Origin of the sequence: uncultured Sulfitobacter sp., from assembly GCF_947499945.1 — a bacterium.
Taxonomy (GTDB): domain Bacteria; phylum Pseudomonadota; class Alphaproteobacteria; order Rhodobacterales; family Rhodobacteraceae; genus Sulfitobacter.
The window spans coordinates 105,066-123,311 of sequence record NZ_CANMQD010000002.1; the positions used below are offsets into that span (position 1 = coordinate 105,066).

Here is an 18,246-nt window from a genome sequence, read left to right on the forward strand (position 1 = left end):
ATCGAAGGAACTAATCATGGAATATGCAGGTATAGGCGGCGTTATCGTATTGGCTCTCAACATCTGGGCCATTATCTCGATCTTCAGCTCGGGCGCGACAGTTGGAAGCAAAGTGATCTGGACATTACTTGTCCTAATTCTGCCCGTCATCGGTTTTGTCATCTGGTTCTTTGCGGGACCACGCGCAGCAGGTTCCCACGCATAAAATTATTACGATGAAAAAAGGGCACGGAGGGGCAACTCTTCGTGCCCTTTTTTTGTGGCCAGTGAGCTATGATAAAAGCTTCTGATGGCAACGAAAACGTCGCCGTTCAATTAGAAGTCGCGCATTTCCGGCTCAAACTTTTCGACGGTGAATGTCACGGCAAAGCTATAGTTGTCGACTGTTTTCTTAGTGGTTAACGCGCCGCCAAGCTGTAAGACAAAAGCGTTCATCAACTCACTGCCAAGGCCGGTACTATCTTGTGGGTCATGTGCGCCAATAGAGTTAGTCACAGCTAAGCTGCACTGATCTCCAGTTTGTTTAAGAGATACTGTTAACTCGGGTTTCCGGTCCTCCCCTGTGCCGAGGTGCTTGACCGCATTTGTTACGGCTTCAGCAACCAAAAGGGACAAGGGGACCGCCTGATCAGGATAGAGCATAACAGGGTCAATATCGGTCTCGACATGGGCAGAATCCTGTGCCGCAATTCCCATCGAGGCCGATTTTTGCACAATCTCGGCAACCAGATTTCCTGCATCAACCCGACCACCAGCCTGTGTCTGATAGAGGTTGCGATGAATGGTGGCGAGGCTAAGAACGCGGTCCTGAACGCGGGACAATACTGCCTTTGTCTCGGGCTGCTTTGCCGTGCGGATCTGCATGTTCATGATTGAGGCAATGAGCTGGAGATTGTTTTTTACGCGATGGTGAACTTCTTTGATCAAGACGTTCTTTTCGCGCAGCGTATCTTCGAGCCGTGCCTCCTCGCGCATAATATCATCGGTTAAGCGGTCGTAATTGCCACTCAGCGCCCGCAACTCATTCGGCATAGCAACCTGCGGGCGGCCCTGATCAATCTTTCGATCCTTCGAGAATGCATCCATATTCCGCCTGATGCGCGACAGATGGCGCAAGACCAATGTGTAGATCGAGAGGAGGGCAACTGCCATGCTGCCAAACCACATCAGGGTAGGAAAAATGGCGGGTTTGATAAAGTCACCAACGACCTGGGCAAGGCTTTCTTCCTGACGCCAAATGCCTAAAATTGCTAGAGGGCTGTCCACAATAGAGATCACTGTGTAAATCCGCGGGTCACCATCCCTGTTTGGGCTTGTGAAAGTCAATCCGTCGTTGGGTTGCTGTAGAAGGGACAAATCCTTCGGAAGTTCGTTTCCGCCAGCGATTGTGCCGCTCTGCGCAGGCATGGTGTCTGTTTGCGGCGTAAAGACGAGCAGATCGATAAGGGCCAGATCGTCACGTATGTTCTCTGGAACGGGGAAGTCTTCCTGCGGGACGCTTATTGACACAACGCCGCCGATTGTTCCGTTAACTAAGAATGAAGCCTGCACCAAGTAGAAAGAGGTCAACCCTTTTTCGGTCTGCTGCTTGACTATTTGTACACGTTCGGTGTCCTCAAATGCCGTGCTGGTGGATGCAACAGAAGCGCCGCCAGATACGTTGATCGATGCCCTACATATTACTCTGCCACCGTCCGATCTGATTACTATGTCGCTGCCGGCTGGATAGGCTGCAAGAATACTTGAGAGTTCAGATTGGCACTTGTTTGGTGTCGAGCTTAAATCGGCTGCGAATATCGCTAAGGTATCAACAACGCTTTTGGCCCGCTCAAGCGTCAATCCTTGAGTTTTCGCACTATCGGCTGTCACAGCCAAAATGATACGTGCGTCGTTCTGTTTTGCCTGCACCTCGACACGGTTTGTCTGATAGACTGCGATGGCCCCCAACGGCAGCAAGGCAACTGACATCAGCACAACGATCTGAAATCGCAAACCGTTGTACCATTTGTTTTCCTTCACGATGGCAAGCCGGGGCTACCAATAACGGCCATCGTAGCATTGTCGGTAAGCTCAAGTGCGTCATCGCTATCCAGTTGTAGAAGCTCGGTCAGCTTGGCACGGGCACGGTTAACACGGCTTTTTATTGTGCCAGTGGCCACACCGCATGTCTCTGCTGCTTCGTCATAGGAGAACCCGGAGGCACCTACCAAAATGAGGGCTTCGCGTTGCTCAACGGGCAATTTAGCAAATGCCTGTTTGAAATCCATCATCTGCAAGTGGCCATCATGCGCAGGTTTCACCGAGAGTGTATCCGAAAATACATTGTCGACATCCGCAACTTCACGGTTCGTCTTTCGTGTGGAGCTGTAAAAATTGTTGCGCAGAATTGTAAACAGCCAAGCACGCATGTTGGTACCGGGTTCAAATTTATCGAGGTTCGTCCATGCTTTCAGCACAGTATCTTGCAGCATATCATCTGCTGTGGCGCGATTCCGCGTTAGGCTGAGGGCAAAGGCGCGCAAAGCTGGAAGGTGTGTGATTAGTTCGTCTTTTGGATCAGGGACGCTCATTTTTTGTCCTTTTCTTCCATGTCTTGCGCGCGCAGGACGGACAGCAAATCTAGGATTTGACCCGGCATGCTATCCTCTTCCAGGTCTGCAAATACTTTTTTGAGGTTATTATTGATCAGATTGGCAATTTCTTCGTTCTGTTGATCGTCGCTGTCGCTCATTCTAAAATATCCTCAATAAAGTTGGCTACGCGTGGAACTAAACCGCTCGCCCCCCGTTTGGTTCCTATAAAAACACAATAAAGGCACTTATAATGAATGATAACTCTGCAACAGCGACATTTTCTGATCGTATTACAGCAGAACTGCCTTACCTGCGCCGGTATTCACGGGCGCTGACAGGGTCTCAGGAGCGGGGGGACAAATATACCGTCGCCACATTGGAAGCCTTGTTGAAGGATAGGTCCGCTTTTGAAAACGGGCATCCTGCCAAGGTTAATCTGTTCAAGTGTTTTCATGCCATCTGGGCGTCATCGGGACAGCAGTTCGCAGATGACGAGGGAGGTATCCGCAGTCGCGCACTTGGGCTGCTTGCCAATCTTACTGCGAACTCACGTGAAGCGCTTTTGCTGCGCACGATAGAAGACATGAGTTATGATCACATTGCCGTGGTAATGGGGATTGAGCCGCAAGACGTTCGCGATCTGATCGCCACAGCCAATGTTGAGCTTGCCGACAGCTTTAAAGGGCGGGTCTTGATCATTGAAGACGAGCCGATTATCGCGGCTGATTTGTCGGCCATCGTGAGCGATCTGGGTCATACTGTGACGGGCATTGCGCGGACACACACAGAGGCGGTGAAACTTGGGAACGCGCACAACGCGGATCTGATCCTGGCGGATATCCAACTTGCTGATAATTCGTCTGGTATCGAAGCCGTAAATGACTTGCTCGAACTGATGGACGTGCCTGTAATTTTCATCACAGCATTCCCCGAGCGTCTGTTGACGGGCGATAAGTCAGAGCCTGCATTTCTGATCTCAAAGCCGTTTCACGAATTGGAAGTTAAATCGGCTGTGAGCCAAGCAATGTTCTTCGCTTCGACCGAAACACTCAAGAGTTAAGCAAAGTTACTGACTGATCGTGGGGGCCGCTTTATTTGCTCCCACAGTTTAGAATTTGCAAAGGCCACGCTACAATGTGCAGCGTGGCCTTTCCTATCAGTTACGGACAGCTCTCAAAATCAATGTCGCTACGAAGAGCGCCAAGAAAATAAAGAACAGAATCTGAGCGATACCTGCTGAGGCAGAGGCGATTCCGCCAAATCCGAACAGAGCAGCGACAAGCGCTACGATAAAGAAAAGAAGTGCATAATAGAGCATGGAATTCTCCCGTTTGGTGCATTGGTGCGCAGCGCTGCCACCGCGCGTTTCACCAAGTCAACGAGGGTAGAGCAGGCTTGGTTCCACGTTCACTGCGTTGCCCATGATGGCATCAGCTTTCTGGTTAAGCATGCCAATCGTTCGGGTGCTTCCGCTAGCCAACCTGTCTTATCAAGCCCGAGAGGATCATTTCGGAGGTAAAGGGTGTTTGTACAAAAGCAGCGGGGAAGCCTACATCCCTTTCACTCCCGATAAACAGTACTTCTCCTTGACTGGCCACGCGCTCTTGCAAAAGGGCAAGCATCGGGGCGGTCGCCACACTGGCGCTCAGTACGACACAAATAGGCGACGTCACCTTGTGGATATGCTGTTCAGCATCCTCTTGGCGACGAAACAATTTCAACTCTGCTTCAGGGAATTCGGATTGAAGGATACCTGTCAAATCAAGACCGATAACGGGGTCGGGTTCCACAATAACAAAACTGCGCCGACTGATGGTAATATACTTGTCCATCAGATCTGATTAAGGTCTCAAACAGCGCCCCGCATTAACCTATGACATAGGATACACGATAATTTGGCAACGAAATGTGAAAATTGTGCGCTACGGCGGCGCGATGTGTTCGAGGGTATGTCCGCCGAGGAGGTGAGCTTCATGCAGCGATTTAAGGTCGGCGAGCTTGTTGTTGATGCTGGCACGCCGATCCTGATGGAAGGGTCGAACAGTCCACAGCTCTTTACGGCGCTCCATGGTATGGGCTTGCGCTACAAATTGCTGGCTGACGGCAAGCGTCAGGTCGTGAATATGATTTTCCCCGGTGACTTCATTGGTCTTCAGGCAGGTGTGATGGGGGAGATGGGCCATTCGGTGGAGGCGACGACGAAGATGACGTTGTGTGTTTTTGACCGTTCGGAGTTTTGGTCATTCTTCAAAGAGCGTCCTGACAGGGCGTTTTCGCTGACATGGCTTGCGGCCATTGAGGAGCATTTCATGGGCGATGCGCTTACGACAATTGGTCAGCGCACAGCGCTTCAGGCGGTGGCATGGGCCCTGTCCCGGCTGTTTATCCGTGCGGACGCTTTGGGAATGGTTACGAATGGCACGATGAAGCTGCCATATATTCAGCAAGACATCGCAGATGCGCTGGGCCTGTCACTGGTGCATACCAACAAGACACTGTCGGTTCTCAGATCGCGGCAACTCGCGCATTGGACTGATGGAACGCTGCGGGTGCCCGATCTTGCCACTTTGGCAGAAATTGCGATGCTTGATGACCTTAGCGCGCGCAAAAGACCGATCATGTAGCCAGTGCTGTAGTATTGAGGGACTCGGCTGTTGCCGTTGACCCTAGCCCAATTCAAGAAATTGATTTTATAATCGCAGATTGAACATACGTAACGCGCCGAAGGATTGGCGTTCGTGACGGGACTTGGCAATTTCTTATCGAAGCCATGGACCCCGTATTATGGTAAAATGGGATGATGTTGCGACCACCATTTGGTTACCGCAAACGTTGCTCCGTCTCGACGTCAAACAGCATGGCGCGGTCCAGCGGTATCTTACCCCAACGTTTGGGCCTTCTTTGGAACATTCCTTGCCGCGTTCTGCCACGATGATTTTTGTGCCCTAGCCTGACAGCAGGTGAACAAAGCAGACGCCGCCCAGTGCTTTGGTCATGTCCATGGTGAAGCTATCACCGCTCGCGTCGATCTAGATGAGTTTAGGTCGGATGCCGAGAGTGATGGCTATGCCGTTTTCGGGTCGCGTTGCGAGCAGGGCGTACGTCCCTTCAAGATTCGCAAGTGCCACGGCCTTGCCTGTGGGAAGTACCATCCAGAAAGTTATTATGGGTGGCCCAATGAAGCTTGCAACGAATTTGCTGTCAGGGTCGCGTGCAATCGCCCTCCGAGTGGCGCAACAAAAGACGCCTAATTCGGCGTATGGGAAAAAGATCAATCCTGTGGATTGCTTGGATGTCGCCACAGCGTTTAACGATGTCTTTCATGACGACACCGGAGCATTGGGTGGGTGCGACCTGATCCTTACGCGCCAATGATAATTTGCTGTGGCTGGCATGTTGTTTATCGACAAATACAACCTGATCATTGTCGATCAGGCCAAGGCGGATCGCTGCGTGCAGTGGTGGTGGGCCTTCTTCTGGGGTTCAACGAACTGCATCCGCAAATGTGCGTTTAGTTGAGGATCGTTAAACGTGAAGCGTGAAAACTCAGATCTGCAATGCGTTGGGTGCGAACCCGCCAAATGTGATTAATTGGTATACCGCGAACCGCATTGGCCCTTATACCTAAGACCAGCGGGGCATATACTACCGCGAGGTCATCTTTAAAAAGCAGGGCTTGAGTGTACCTACAACCTTTGACGAAGAGCTGGTCAGATGTGAAAAAATCGTCATATCGGGCCGCGCTTGTTGTGCGATCGGTTTAAATCTCCTCTGAGATGCGGGCAGCTGGTTCGATTACCTTTAAATGCGCCCGTGTGGCGAGGTGGAGTGGTTTAATCCACGCATTCGCGTGACAGTTGCAAACTGGCGCAGGCTGATCAACTTGCGCGGCTTTTTCGCTGATCACCAACCGTACTCTTGGCAGCAAGCATGGAGCTTCATGAACGACTGCGAAGCGCTAAGGTGGCTCGGTCGACGAACAGATCGACTTCTACTGGGTCCCCATGATTGCTATTATCCGAAGTCAGCGCCTATGTGTCCAAATCGAAATATTTAATAAGTGAGTGTTCTGGACTCATCGCAAACATTGAGGAATTGAAAATGAGACAGATAACTGGAACACGCAAAAGTCCTGACGAAAAGATTGTCAAAAATATCAAGCGGGCCACCATTGCGCGCCAAGGCATTGTACCGCAATAGACGCTCGTTCTAACTTCTACAAAAGACTGACAACCCCATGTGATTTACTGGAGCAGCAATCTATCTTTGGGCAAAGACCTTGATACGCTGACGGCCGCACATGTGATTGATGTGACAAGTGGAATGCCTAACGAAAATTCTGAGCTGTCTCTTTCCTCCAAAACTACACTTAGCTTTCCGAGGTAGGCGGGGCTGAATTTGATCAGCAGCGACGCCACGCTGATGTTGTATGAATTTCGCTGGAATGCGGTTGAGGAAGAGGATGCTCCGAGGTTTTGTGTGAGGATGCGGGTAACGGTTTCACGCTGACCTTCGAATTTCCCGTCGATCCGCAAGCGCGTATTATTACCTGCAAGACCGTGTTGGACGTCGCGGTTTGCAGGTTTGGTGATTGCTGAGGTTTTCATTATTGCTGGTCGGGCGGTCACACGATGGGCGCTGAGGAGTGGCAGGGCGGTCGCCGTCAAGTATGATGGGATCACACAATGGACATGCAGATCGTGGCGGCCACGCGTTTTGAGACCGCCCCCTTTATCCGACCCATTCGGACACTGGACTGACTGGCTTCGCTGCTAGCTTTCAGCGCCAATTGCGCGACCGGATGTTTCATGCCCAAGCCTGACACACCGCTCCCTGCGCACTACTACTGTTGAGAGGCGGCCTGATTTTATCACAAGTGGCCTGTTCCAAAAGAGACGGCGCAGCGTAAGGCACACCCGAGGGGAGAGAGGTTCGTCTTTGGTGACGGTGGGTTCGGACGCCGCGATGATGACACCACCAGTCCGCATGTCTGGATCATTGTTCCGCGCAAATACCCCCGACGCTTCGACTCCACTTATTGAGCATGTGCACAGTTTTGGTATGATGTTTGGTCTATGGTTCGGGTCTGAGATGATCTTCGAGGACAGCGGCGTCTGCCGCGTCGATTCCGATTGCGCTTCGGGCGCATCCGACCCGACACAGCGTCGGCAGCAAAAACCTGTCAACATGGCGCTGCCGCATGTGGGAGATTATCTTTGCGACCAGAGAGCGATCATTTTGTGCGATAACCCTATCGACTATATCAAATGGGATCATCGTCGCGTCCTGCCGATACCGGATGCGGCCTTGACCCATGGGACCTATGCCTTGTTTGACCGTTTGCGAGCCGGTTTGCGGTGGTCGAGATTGAAAGCAGTGCTTCGTTTTTGCTTCCGTACTGATTCCGGGATAACCTGCGTGAATTAGGTGCGCGCGAGCGGGAGTTCTAAGGAGCGTCCCTTAGTGGTGGAAAGACATCCGCGACTGGATGCGCAGCGCAAATACCCTGCGCCTCAACAGTGCGGGCTCTGCTGTAATCGTTGAGCAGCAACAGAACCTATTTGGCGCGTGCTTTGTCGTCACCGCAGGTAAGGCCGCGGCCAGTGCGTAAACAATACCGCGGCTCTTGGGGCTCACCGCTTTTGAGCCAGCAACCGTGGAAAAAATGGGCCTTTCACGCGGTAAACCCGTGCTCAAACAGCGCGACCTTGTGCTGTCTCAGCGCATTACCTGGGTCACGATGAAAAATGCCGATTCAGGCCAAGATGGTCAAAAAAGGGGCACGCGACATGGAACTTGTTTCGGAAGCGCGAATTTCAGGCACAGGTAGCCAAAGCCGCAGTCCTGCAATGTGCGCTGGAGGCAATCCTGCACTGGAGCCAACCAGCGAGCGCATTCGTTTGTCAGTCGATGAGAGGGCGCTTAATATATACTGTCGCCTGACGAGCTGCTGTCGGAGCGTCGTGCCGCATGGAAGCCACATTAGCCAGATTAACCGCGCGGCTTCGTCAAAGTCTAAATCGATCCTGTGACCCAAGTCGACCGAGGGGCAACCCTCGCATCTCTGGTGGGAAAAGAAACCCATCCTGTCACAAGGTAAAGCCCCTGAAGATTGAACACATCGCGTTTCTTGGTTTGCGCAGCCCGCGCATATCGAACATCAATGCCGCAAGAGTACGCTCATATCCGAAGACATTGTGAACACAGTCTTGTTCCTTTAGTCGAACTTCAGCCGCATGATGATGGGCCAACTGATCGTCGTAGGTGGCGGCTTTATAGTTTCGGGATAGGGGATGGATAGCATGCAAGATTTGGCTGAGTGGATCGCCGTCGATTGGGATACCTCGTATCTGAGGGTCTGGATGATGGGCCCTGACGGGTTGCCGTTTGCCCAAGACAGCTCTGACAAAGGGATAGCAAGTCTTGCGCAGGGCGCATTTGAATCTGCGCTTTTAGAGCTTGTGGATCCATATCTCGCATCTGATCATGTCACCCCTGTGATTTGTACGGGCATGGTCGGCGCACGTGAAGGGTGGCTGGAAGCGCCCTATGTTGCGACCCCTTGCGCCCCGCCCAGCGGACAATCGGCTGTGACTCCCGCCTGTACTGACCCTCGCCTGTCAGTGCATATCCTGCCAGGGGTGAAGCAGATGTCCCCGCCTGACGTGATGCGCGGTGAGGCGGCGAAGATCGCAGGTGTTCTAAGCAGCCAGCCCGATTTTGACGGTATTTTGTGTCTGGCTGGCACCCACACAAAATGGGTGCACATCAGTGCGGGCGAGATTGTCAGCTTTCAGACCTGCATTACGGGTGAAATTTTTGCCCTCCTGTCACAGCAGTCTGTTTTGCGCCATACGGTAACCAGTACCGGATGGGATCAGGGCAGCTTTTTGACAGGTGTGGCCAACGCGATGGATCGCCCACAGGCCTTTGCTGCGCAACTATTCGGGATGCATGCTGCGGAGCTGTTATTGGACACTCCTGCTGACGCTGCACGTGCGCGGCTGTCAGGGTTATTGATCGGTTTGGAGCTGGCTGGCACAAAGCCTTATTGGTTGGGCCGTCATGTGGCGATCCTTGGTGTAAATGATGTTGCGGCGCACTACCGCATCGCATTGGCGGAGCAGGGCATTCAGGCTGAAATGCTGGAGAGCATAGACTTTACGCTCGCTGGACTAACTTCAGCGTACAGCGGATATAAAGGGGCCAACACATGAACTGGAATGCCATAGCCATCCTGCAAATCATTCAGACGTATGAAGTGTCAGAGATTTGCGCAACGTTGATCGCAGAAGGCGTCACCCGTGTCGAGGCGCCACTCAACTTCCCCGAACTACTTAAATAGATTGAAGCAATGACATACAGTCAGGGCGCGTGTGCGCGTGACGGGGATCGAAGTGCGCCTTGATATACCTTTAATCGCCTCTGTTTTTGACAGCCGCTTTGACTATTATATCGATCCGCCAACAGGTCAGATTACGAGGGTGCCGCTGGGCGGCAGTAATGGCTGGCTTGAAAGTTGTGTTGGGCTCGCTCACTGCTACCCCGCCGCGCTGGGCCTATCCGTGGGCATTCTTCCGGCTAAAACGTGCAACACGCCATCAGGGCACATTTCAACCCCCGTGACATGCCACGGGTTGGTCTGGGTCATTGGACCAGAAGCTGTCCGACGGAAACCAAATTTGATTTAGTGAGGACAAACGTTTCATCAATTCGCATTAAATACGACCACACCCTTCGCTTTTTGGCACCGCTCTTGAGCCACAGGGAAGGACAGAAGCACCCGACCAACCGGATTTCCCTTCCGTGATCCTATCTGTTGGTGGCACCTGTCATCAGACAACCCTTTTCACTTTCTCGCAAGGGTTGAATTAAAAATGGCGCTGCGTACCTGCGGACATCCATCGGAGTTTCGCGAAATCCGTTAAGAGAACGGCCAAACCATTTTAGTTCTTAGAGAATACCTGAATTGTGTTTGCGTGATCGGGTCATGTTCTGATGTTCGCAAAACATGATATGTGCTGACACAAGGATCAGAGTGCTGGAACAGAGCCTTCTTGGTATAAGCAGCGCAGTTCATGTGGTTTGATGCGTATTATCTTCGCGTCCACGCTGATCAGTTGACGAGTTCACTCCGCCTTACGGCATGGAGCATACAACATATCCTATGCATCCACCGTTACACGGCGATACGATTGCCAAAGGCAAGCGGAAGGTGGCGATTGTTGTGATATCATTCTTTGATAACAGCCGTTTTGACAAATATTACTGCGCCGCTTGCTTTTCAGGACAGAACTGTGAGCCACAAGCGAATTAGGCACAGGCAACAGGTCGGCATTTCCAAAAGGTCATCTTTATCTGCTTTCACAAGGACGTCAGACGCACTAGGCGTCCGTAAGAATTGCAATGCTAGGAAAGTTTTATGGCGCAAAAATCTACTATTTATAAAGTGGAACTTTCTGTTTCGGATATGGATCGCCACTATTACGAGACCCATAAACTAACTGTGGCAAGGCACCCGTCAGAGACGGATGAGCGGCTCATGGTGCGACTGTTGGCTTTTGCGTTGAATGCCAATGAGCATTTGGAGATGACCAAGGGTCTGTCGACGGATGACGAACCTGACATCTGGCAAAAAAGCCTGAGTGACGAGTTGGAATTGTGGGTTGCGTTGGGACTGCCGAGCGAAAAGGTGGTGCGTCAGTCCTGCGGCAAATCAGGTAAGGTTATAATCTATTGTTACGGCGGCAGGACGGCGCAGGCGTGGTGGGAAAAGATTAAAAACAGCACAACCCGCTTTGACAACCTTCAGGTCATAAATCTGTCGGAAAAGGACACAAGCGAGTTGGCGAAATTGGCAAGCCGCTCAATGAAGTTGCAGATCAACATTCAAGACGGTGAAGTGATGGTCAGTGTTGATGACAACATTGCCTACGTTACGCCAGTCGAATGGAAGAGCGCGGATTAGAGCGGGTCGAGCAGCACTAAAGGGTGCCGCATCCTGTATAGAATCGGAATGGTGGAAAGATTGCACAGCAGTCTTTTGCTGCCATAGGTCTCCAAAGACTGTTACCCAACGTAACTAGGGTGTGAGCTATGGGTAGAATAAGCCCGTAGAAGCTGCGCGTTTTGCTGAGTTTCAGGCGATAACTCTAAGGCTTTCAAGGGCAGTTACCTACTTTACGCTGTTGAATCCAGATATGATTTTGCGCTTCGAACATCCGCACACAATCATTGACAGGTTGGAAACCAGTTGCTTAGCTTTGGCTCTGGCCATCGTGCAGCAACCTCTTTGTTGAGTGCGCCAGACACCTTGGACCGTTGGGAGGCGGCTCAATGTGCTTTGCTTTTCGCAGCTACGGCTGAGGCCGCAATGATCTGTTCACGAGTGCCGCAGGCAAGTTTCTGCATAGCTTTAAACAAATGGCGCGCAGCGTATCCGAACTGATCTGGAATAATAACGGGAGGGATGACATGAAAAATATCAAGAAACTTGCATCAACAGCCATCGGGTCCATAGTGATTGCACTGGGGCTGACGGGTGCGGCAATAGCACAGGATTATGACTGGCCGCGGCTGTTGGTGATTGGAACGCCCGGCACTTCCACAGGCAGCTTTGCCTCCACCAATGGCTGGGGGCCGGTACTGCAAGCCGAGACTGGCGCGACGGTGCGCATCGTGCCTGAAGATAGTGAACAAGTTCGCTACCTTCGACTGACTGACCGCGAAGATATTGCGATTTCCTCTGTTGCCGCCGCTGAGATGCGGTTTCAGGTTCAGGGGATCGGCGGCTACGCTGGGGTGAAGCCTACGGCGCAACGCATCATGTGGCACCATAACGACACGCCTTGGGGCTATGTCGTGGCTGGCGATTCTGAAATCCAAACCTTAGTCGACATCAAAAAGGGTGGTGTGCGCGTCACCCAAGGTTTGTTCTCGCCTGCGATGGTCACCGCTGTTAATGACGCTTTGCCTGCCTTTCTTGGCATGACACCAGAGGAAGCAGCGGCAGGCATCGAATTTGTACCCGCTTCCAGTTATAGCGAGAACTGCCGCTCCGTCGTAGAAGGTAAATCTGACGTGGCCTATTGCGCACCCATTTCGTCCGTCCTGTCCGAGATGGAAGGCGCACCAGGCAGCATCCGCTGGCTCAATATGGACCCTGCAGATACCAAAGGATGGGACGGCTACCTCACCCACCGTCCCATGCTCATTCCGACAGAAATATCGCTTGGCGTAAAAACTGCGCAGGGCGTGGGCGGTGTAACATCAAACTTTCTCTATTCCGTGCCTGCTTCGGCAGATGTGGATTTCGTCTATAACATGGCGAAATGGATGCACGGCTCGTTCGACGCCTACAAAGGGACGCACGCCTTGGCTGCGCGCATGTCGATGGAGCTGTTTCGCGGCTACCTCGACCGCACACCAATGCCTGTGCATGAAGGCACGGTGAAATATTTGCGCGAGATTGGCCAATGGACCGACGCAGATGACGCATGGAACAATGCCGCTATTGCGCAAATGGACAGCTGGATCGCTGCGCGTCAGGAAGGATTGAAAGAGGCGATGGAGCAAGGGATCGAGATTAATTTCGAGAACCAGGAATTCCTTGATCACATGGCCAAGAAAACCCAAGGCCTAACAGGCTTCCGCTCGCGCCTCTAAGCGCCTCCCAAGACACGTTATCGGCAGAGCGGTGCGCCCGCTCTGCTATCCTCGTCACGTCCCGCCTTATTGGCCCGTTTTGTCAGGATCAGCGCATGTCAGCCCCTAGTCCCGCAACAGACACTATACACGCCTCCGAAGTCACCAGACTGGGCGATCTGTTTTGTGCCAAAAGCATAATTTTTGTTCTGCTCTGCGCTTGCGGACTGGGTATGGGGATCGCTTATGTCTTTGGCATCCCAATCGGTGGCAAGCGTCTGCTGGAAGGGCAATACTACTGGTTCTTTATCGGCATTTTTAGTGCAGCCGCCTTTATCGCACTGCCTGCTCGCAAGGGGCAAATGACGGTCCCCTTCTATGACATCATCGCAGCTGCGGTGTCTTTTTGCATCTGCATGTGGTTCTCCACCCATGCGTGGGACATGGTACAGGCGGGATGGACGAACATCCCCGCAGGAATCATCTTCTGGGTGTTGATGCTGGAAATCGCGCGTCGTTCTGGTGGCATCCCCTTCCTGTTGGTGGTGTTCTTTCTTGGCCTTTACCCGATCGTCGCCGATTCCTTTCCTGGCATTATGATGGGTATCCCCTACAGCTTTGATCGGATGATCGAGGCCCATGTGTTCCGCACCGAAGGCATGATGGGCATCACCACCAAGATTGTGGCTGAGATTGTCTTGGGCTTTTTGGTGTTTGCAGGGGTCCTCATCGCCACAGGTGCGGGTCAGTTCTTTATCGATCTCGCCAATGCCGGCTTTGGCAAATACCGTGGCGGTCCGGCAAAGGTCTGCATCGTGGCCAGTGGTTTTTTTGGCTCTCTGTCAGGCTCGATTTTCTCCAATATCGCTGGCACAGGATCGATCACGATCCCCACGATGAAAAAGGTTGGCTACCCTGCCCATTACGCTGCCGCGATTGAGGCCTGTGCCTCCACAGGTGGTGTCGTAATGCCGCCCGTGATGGGGGCGATTGCCTTTGTCATGGCGATCACCATCGGCGTTGATTACGCGACAATCATGGTGGCCGCGATCCTGCCCTCCTTGCTGTTTTACTTTGGGCTACTGCTCCAAGTTGACGCCTATGCCGCGCGCAAGGGCTTGGTCGGCATGGCCCCTGACGCCTTACCCTCGGCCCGTGCAGTCCTCAAACGCGGCTGGCCCTTCCTTTCCGTGATGGTGTTTCTGGTCTGGGGGCTGCTCTATATGCGTTGGGAGTATTACGCGCCATGGTACGCTTGTGTGATGATGGTCGCCCTCAGCTTTTTGAACCGTGAAACGATGATGACGCCCACCCGCGCTTTTGCCACGCTGCGCCAGATTGGTATTTTAGTGACGCAAACCGCTGCGATCATCCTCCCCATCGCCTTTGTCGTGAGCGCATTGACGATTACGGGTGTGACGGGTTCCATGACATCGGGTCTCATCGCTTTGGGCGGGGATAACGTGTACCTGATCATCGCCCTCGGCGTGCTCGCCTGCTTCATAATGGGCATGGCAGGTCTGGCGATTGTCGCCTACATCTTCCTCGCCGTGACACTCGCTCCTGCGATTATCGAGATTGGTGGCCTGAACGAAGTCGCTGTGCACTTCTTCATCATCTATTATGCGATGCTATCGGTCATAACGCCCCCTGTAGGCGCTGCCGCCTTCCTTGCCGCGACCATCGCAGGGGCCAAGCCGATGCTGACATCCTTTACCGCCATGCGACTGGGGGTGGTGATCTACTTCGTGCCGCTGTTCTTTTTGTTCCAACCTGCACTGGTGCTTCAGGGCGATTTGACACCCCTGATTTATGTGCTCCCCTCAATCATTATTGGTATCATTTTGCTATCAGGCGGACTTGAGGGGTACCTTCTGGGCGTGGGCCATGTCCGCACTCTGCTGCGCGCACCACTGGCGATTGCAGGATTTGCCTTCAGTTTTCCAGGTTTGATGACCACCTTGATTGGTGGCGGAGTATCAGCTGCGCTGGTCGCGCTCATCTGGGCGGCAAACAAGAAACTGGATCAACCAGCCATGTAATCACGGGCTGCTGTATCAACGCACGTTATGCGTGCATTTATTTCGGCAACGGCATGCCGGTCAATGCCATCTGGCCCCCAAAATGTCAGAGGCTTCTAGCGGAGGAAACCAACTTATGTCTGATACGTATGATTTCATCATTGTGGGCGGCGGCTCGGCCGGTGCTGTGATCGCCACACGCCTAAGCGAAGATCCCAACTGCCGCGTCGCACTTGTTGAGGCAGGCGGCCCACCCCCAGACCATGAAATGATGCCCGCCGCTGTTGCGGGTCTACAACTCGATCCACAGACCGATTGGATGTACACTGCCGATCCAGGCAACGCCGGCCTTGGGTTGCGCGACAATCTGATGCCAGTGCCGCGTGGTAAAATGCTCGGTGGCTCATCAGGGTTAAACTATATGGCTTATGTACGCGGCCATCCGGGAGACTTCGACGCGTGGGCCGAAGCGGGTGCCACAGGATGGAGCTATGAGGATGTCCTCCCCTATTTCATCAAAAGCGAGGACCTGACGCCGAGTAATGAAATCTCGATCGATAGTGACGCCCATGGCACAGGCGGTCCGCTTGGCGTGTCCGTTCGCTCTCCCGTTATTCCGGCATCACGCGATTTTGTGACTGCGGCGGGGGAAACAGGCATCCCGACAGGTGACTACAACGGGCGGGATCGTGGGGGTCCGAATGGTGTGGCCTCGCTGTTCCAAACAACAACGCGCAACGGAATGCGCTCCAGTACCTACCGCGCGTTTCTACAAGGTGACACAGAAAAACGTGGCAACCTCACGATCATCCCGCACGCCCATGTGACGCGGGTGATCCTGTCAGGTGAGCAGGGCGCACGCGCTGCAAGTGGTATTGAGTACCGTGATGCAGACGGCACCACGCATACGATCAATGCGTCAAGTGAAGTCATCCTGAGTGCAGGCGCAGTAGGTTCGCCACAAATCCTGATGCTGTCAGGCATCGGACCTCGCCGCGAAATCGAGGCGGTTGATCTGGAGTGCCTGCACGAATTGCCCGGTGTGGGTAAAAACCTCAAAGACCACCTGCATTGTCCGCTGTTCTTCCCCGCACCCGGCATTGGTGTTCCAATCGCCGAGGTAGGCGTCTCCGCAGGACCCGACGCCTTGCGTGCGCCTGCTGGGCCTCTCCCTGCTGATCCTGCCGACGATGAGAACTTGTCGCCCGAACTGGCAGGTCTCAAAGCCGAAGCAGAGCGGCGCGTGGCCCAGTGGATGGAAACAGGAGAAAGCCTTGTGTCGTCCTCTCTCTATGATGCGGTTGCGTTCTTCTCGACCGGGTTGGGCGATGCGCATAGCCATGATGCGCAAATCGGATATGTGCCGAGTGGCTTTGACGCGGGCCTTTTGGGTGAGCGTTTGAGGATAAAACTCGAAGATTTCTTTGAGGATCCCGACAAGACGCTCGCGGCGGATCAGGAAAACATGCTGCTGCTGGCCAATCCTGTGCTGCCCCACAGCAAAGGCGAAATTGTACTGGCGAGTTCAGACCCGCTTGCCGCGCCGATTATCCGCATGAACTACCTCACCGATCCACATGATCTAAAAGTGATGGTCGCAGTGATCCGAAAAGCGCTCGATATTGCGGCAAACTGGCCAGGAGAGAAAAAGCCCGGACCGCTTAACATTCCCCCCGCACTTGCCAAAAAGCACGGCTATGTCGAGGGGCAAGCTCCCAGCGATGCTTTGCTCGAAAACCTTGCGCTGCATTACTCGGTGACTGTGTATCACCTGTGCTCGACCTGCCGCATGGGCGACGTCGTAGATGCAAACCTATGCGTCAGCGGTGTTGGACACCTCAGGGTGGCTGATGCAAGTGTGATGCCTGATATCGTCAGTGGGAACACCAATGCCGCGTCTATCATGATCGGAGAAAAAGCGGCAGATATCATCTCAGCAGCACATCAGTTGAAACGGACTGAGGCCGCTTAAAAATATGAACCTGAAAGGCACAGGCTGCCTTGCGTTTATTGGGAATATTTGAATGGCCGCTCATGAATGTGAGCGGCCGCACACGTGAAATTTATCTATTATAATTTGGCACCTCAGGTCAGCAACATCCTTCCTTCTTTTTATGGAAGGGTCCGTATGGGAAGGGAAACTGGGCTGCCGTTAGTTGGTCATTTATAAAATCCAGAACACGTGTCTATAGCTCATCAAGGCGGTAGTCTTTGTCAAATCATCTAGGTTGCAGCGCCGAGTGTCAGGCCCTCAATTGTCCTGCGTCAGGCTTTTGGAACTAAGAGCATTTTAAAGAAGGAGAGAGGAAGGCTCATCTGGTTGGTTTGATTATGTGGCCCGTTGTCTGCGATACCAGCGTCGCGTTTCAAGTGTCTTTCCTTTGATCCTTTCGATTGCACGGCAGCCGATTGCAAAGCAATCTGCGGAGAGGGGAGTTGTGTGCCCTTTTTGAGAAGATGCAGTTCTAGCGTCTGCTCAACAACCACTTCTTTCGGGCCTTTTGCTTCTCGGCGTAGTTCTTTGACGCCATCGGGGGGGGGGGGCAGCGTGCGATATATCGCCGGTCAAACGGCGTTTACGGGCCTAAATGCAGTCCTCGGACCACTTGAAATCCTTCAATTTCTGGTTGAGCGGCAACACGGTCAATACCATCAAAGCCACAGTTTTTGGCGATGATCACAATACCTGTTTTGGATTTTCTGGTGATACTGCAACTGTTTCGGCTGCGTTGAAGGTGGGTAATATGTTCCAGACAGGTCGCGGCAATGGTATCATTCTGAGTGTTAGTGATACTTTTTTGGAATCCACGGTAATGCATCTGCATTCAATGAGACAGGTCGCAACAACACGATCTTCGGCTCGATCACAGATGGTCATCCAAACCAGGTTGCGGCTGTTCAGGTCGGAACCGCAAACCCAACTAACTTTACCCAAACGGGGAGATTCAACGTATTGGGTGAGACGCAGCAATCTGTTCGCGTAAGAGAGCTGCATGTTATACAGGAGT

At 52.9% G+C, this 18,246-nt stretch carries 16 protein-coding genes; 11 read left to right on the plus strand and 5 right to left on the minus strand.

The window, feature by feature from the left end:
• The first annotated feature begins 16 nt into the window (after positions 1–16).
• Entirely contained in the window at positions 17–205 is a 189-nt protein-coding gene (locus tag Q0775_RS10720) for a PLD nuclease N-terminal domain-containing protein (protein WP_298860226.1), read from the plus strand.
• 110 nt (positions 206–315) lie between these two features.
• Here Q0775_RS10720 and Q0775_RS10725 read toward each other — a convergent pair whose 3' ends face one another.
• The 3 genes from Q0775_RS10725 to Q0775_RS10735 are packed head-to-tail and all read right to left on the minus strand — an operon-like array spanning position 316 to position 2,731.
• A complete protein-coding gene (locus Q0775_RS10725; RefSeq protein ID WP_298860228.1) occupies positions 316–2,019 on the minus strand; it encodes a sensor histidine kinase in 1,704 nt (567 codons plus the stop codon).
• Positions 2,016–2,570, minus strand: a complete 555-nt coding sequence (locus Q0775_RS10730) for an RNA polymerase sigma factor (RefSeq protein WP_298860231.1) — start codon at positions 2,568–2,570, stop codon at positions 2,016–2,018. Before Q0775_RS10730 ends, Q0775_RS10725 begins: the two co-directional genes overlap by 4 nt.
• Positions 2,567–2,731, minus strand: a complete 165-nt coding sequence (locus Q0775_RS10735; protein WP_298860237.1) for a hypothetical protein — start codon at positions 2,729–2,731, stop codon at positions 2,567–2,569. Before Q0775_RS10735 ends, Q0775_RS10730 begins: the two co-directional genes overlap by 4 nt.
• A gap of 92 nt (positions 2,732–2,823) precedes the next feature.
• Between Q0775_RS10735 and Q0775_RS10740 the strand changes: the two genes are divergently transcribed.
• Entirely contained in the window at positions 2,824–3,633 is an 810-nt protein-coding gene (locus Q0775_RS10740) for a response regulator (RefSeq protein ID WP_298860240.1), read from the plus strand.
• Between the two features lie 96 nt (positions 3,634–3,729).
• Here the strand turns inward: Q0775_RS10740 and Q0775_RS10745 are convergent, their stop codons facing one another.
• Positions 3,730–3,891, minus strand: a complete 162-nt coding sequence (locus tag Q0775_RS10745) for a DUF1328 domain-containing protein (protein WP_298860243.1) — start codon at positions 3,889–3,891, stop codon at positions 3,730–3,732.
• 154 nt (positions 3,892–4,045) lie between these two features.
• Positions 4,046–4,405, minus strand: coding sequence for a hypothetical protein (locus Q0775_RS10750; protein ID WP_298860247.1), 360 nt, complete (start codon positions 4,403–4,405; stop codon positions 4,046–4,048).
• A 117-nt stretch (positions 4,406–4,522) separates the two neighbouring features.
• Between Q0775_RS10750 and Q0775_RS10755 the strand changes: the two genes are divergently transcribed.
• From Q0775_RS10755 to Q0775_RS10795, 9 genes are all read left to right on the plus strand, one after another.
• On the plus strand, positions 4,523–5,197 hold the full coding sequence (locus Q0775_RS10755) for a Crp/Fnr family transcriptional regulator (protein ID WP_298861770.1): 675 nt from the start codon (positions 4,523–4,525) through the stop codon (positions 5,195–5,197).
• 553 nt (positions 5,198–5,750) lie between these two features.
• Positions 5,751–5,948, plus strand: coding sequence for a hypothetical protein (locus Q0775_RS10760; protein WP_298860250.1), 198 nt, complete (start codon positions 5,751–5,753; stop codon positions 5,946–5,948).
• 1,590 nt (positions 5,949–7,538) lie between these two features.
• A complete protein-coding gene (locus Q0775_RS10765; protein ID WP_298860253.1) occupies positions 7,539–8,000 on the plus strand; it encodes an alpha-galactosidase in 462 nt (153 codons plus the stop codon).
• Positions 8,001–8,875: 875 nt separating this feature from the next.
• Positions 8,876–9,790, plus strand: coding sequence for a 2-dehydro-3-deoxygalactonokinase (locus tag Q0775_RS10770; RefSeq protein ID WP_298861773.1), 915 nt, complete (start codon positions 8,876–8,878; stop codon positions 9,788–9,790).
• A complete protein-coding gene (locus tag Q0775_RS10775; RefSeq protein WP_298860257.1) occupies positions 9,787–9,918 on the plus strand; it encodes a hypothetical protein in 132 nt (43 codons plus the stop codon). The genes Q0775_RS10770 and Q0775_RS10775 overlap by 4 nt, the downstream gene beginning before the upstream one ends.
• 1,077 nt (positions 9,919–10,995) lie before the next feature.
• The gene (locus tag Q0775_RS10780) at positions 10,996–11,541 is read left to right on the plus strand and encodes a YaeQ family protein (protein ID WP_298860259.1); all 546 of its coding nucleotides are present in this window, start codon (positions 10,996–10,998) and stop codon (positions 11,539–11,541) included.
• A 506-nt stretch (positions 11,542–12,047) separates the two neighbouring features.
• Positions 12,048–13,238, plus strand: a complete 1,191-nt coding sequence (locus Q0775_RS10785; protein ID WP_298860262.1) for a TAXI family TRAP transporter solute-binding subunit — start codon at positions 12,048–12,050, stop codon at positions 13,236–13,238.
• A 95-nt stretch (positions 13,239–13,333) separates the two neighbouring features.
• Positions 13,334–15,259: a TRAP transporter fused permease subunit gene (locus Q0775_RS10790; protein WP_298860264.1), complete on the plus strand. Its 1,926-nt coding sequence runs from the start codon at positions 13,334–13,336 to the stop codon at positions 15,257–15,259.
• 115 nt (positions 15,260–15,374) lie between these two features.
• Positions 15,375–17,210, plus strand: a complete 1,836-nt coding sequence (locus tag Q0775_RS10795; protein ID WP_298860267.1) for a GMC family oxidoreductase N-terminal domain-containing protein — start codon at positions 15,375–15,377, stop codon at positions 17,208–17,210.
• Positions 17,211–18,246: the final 1,036 nt, after the last annotated feature.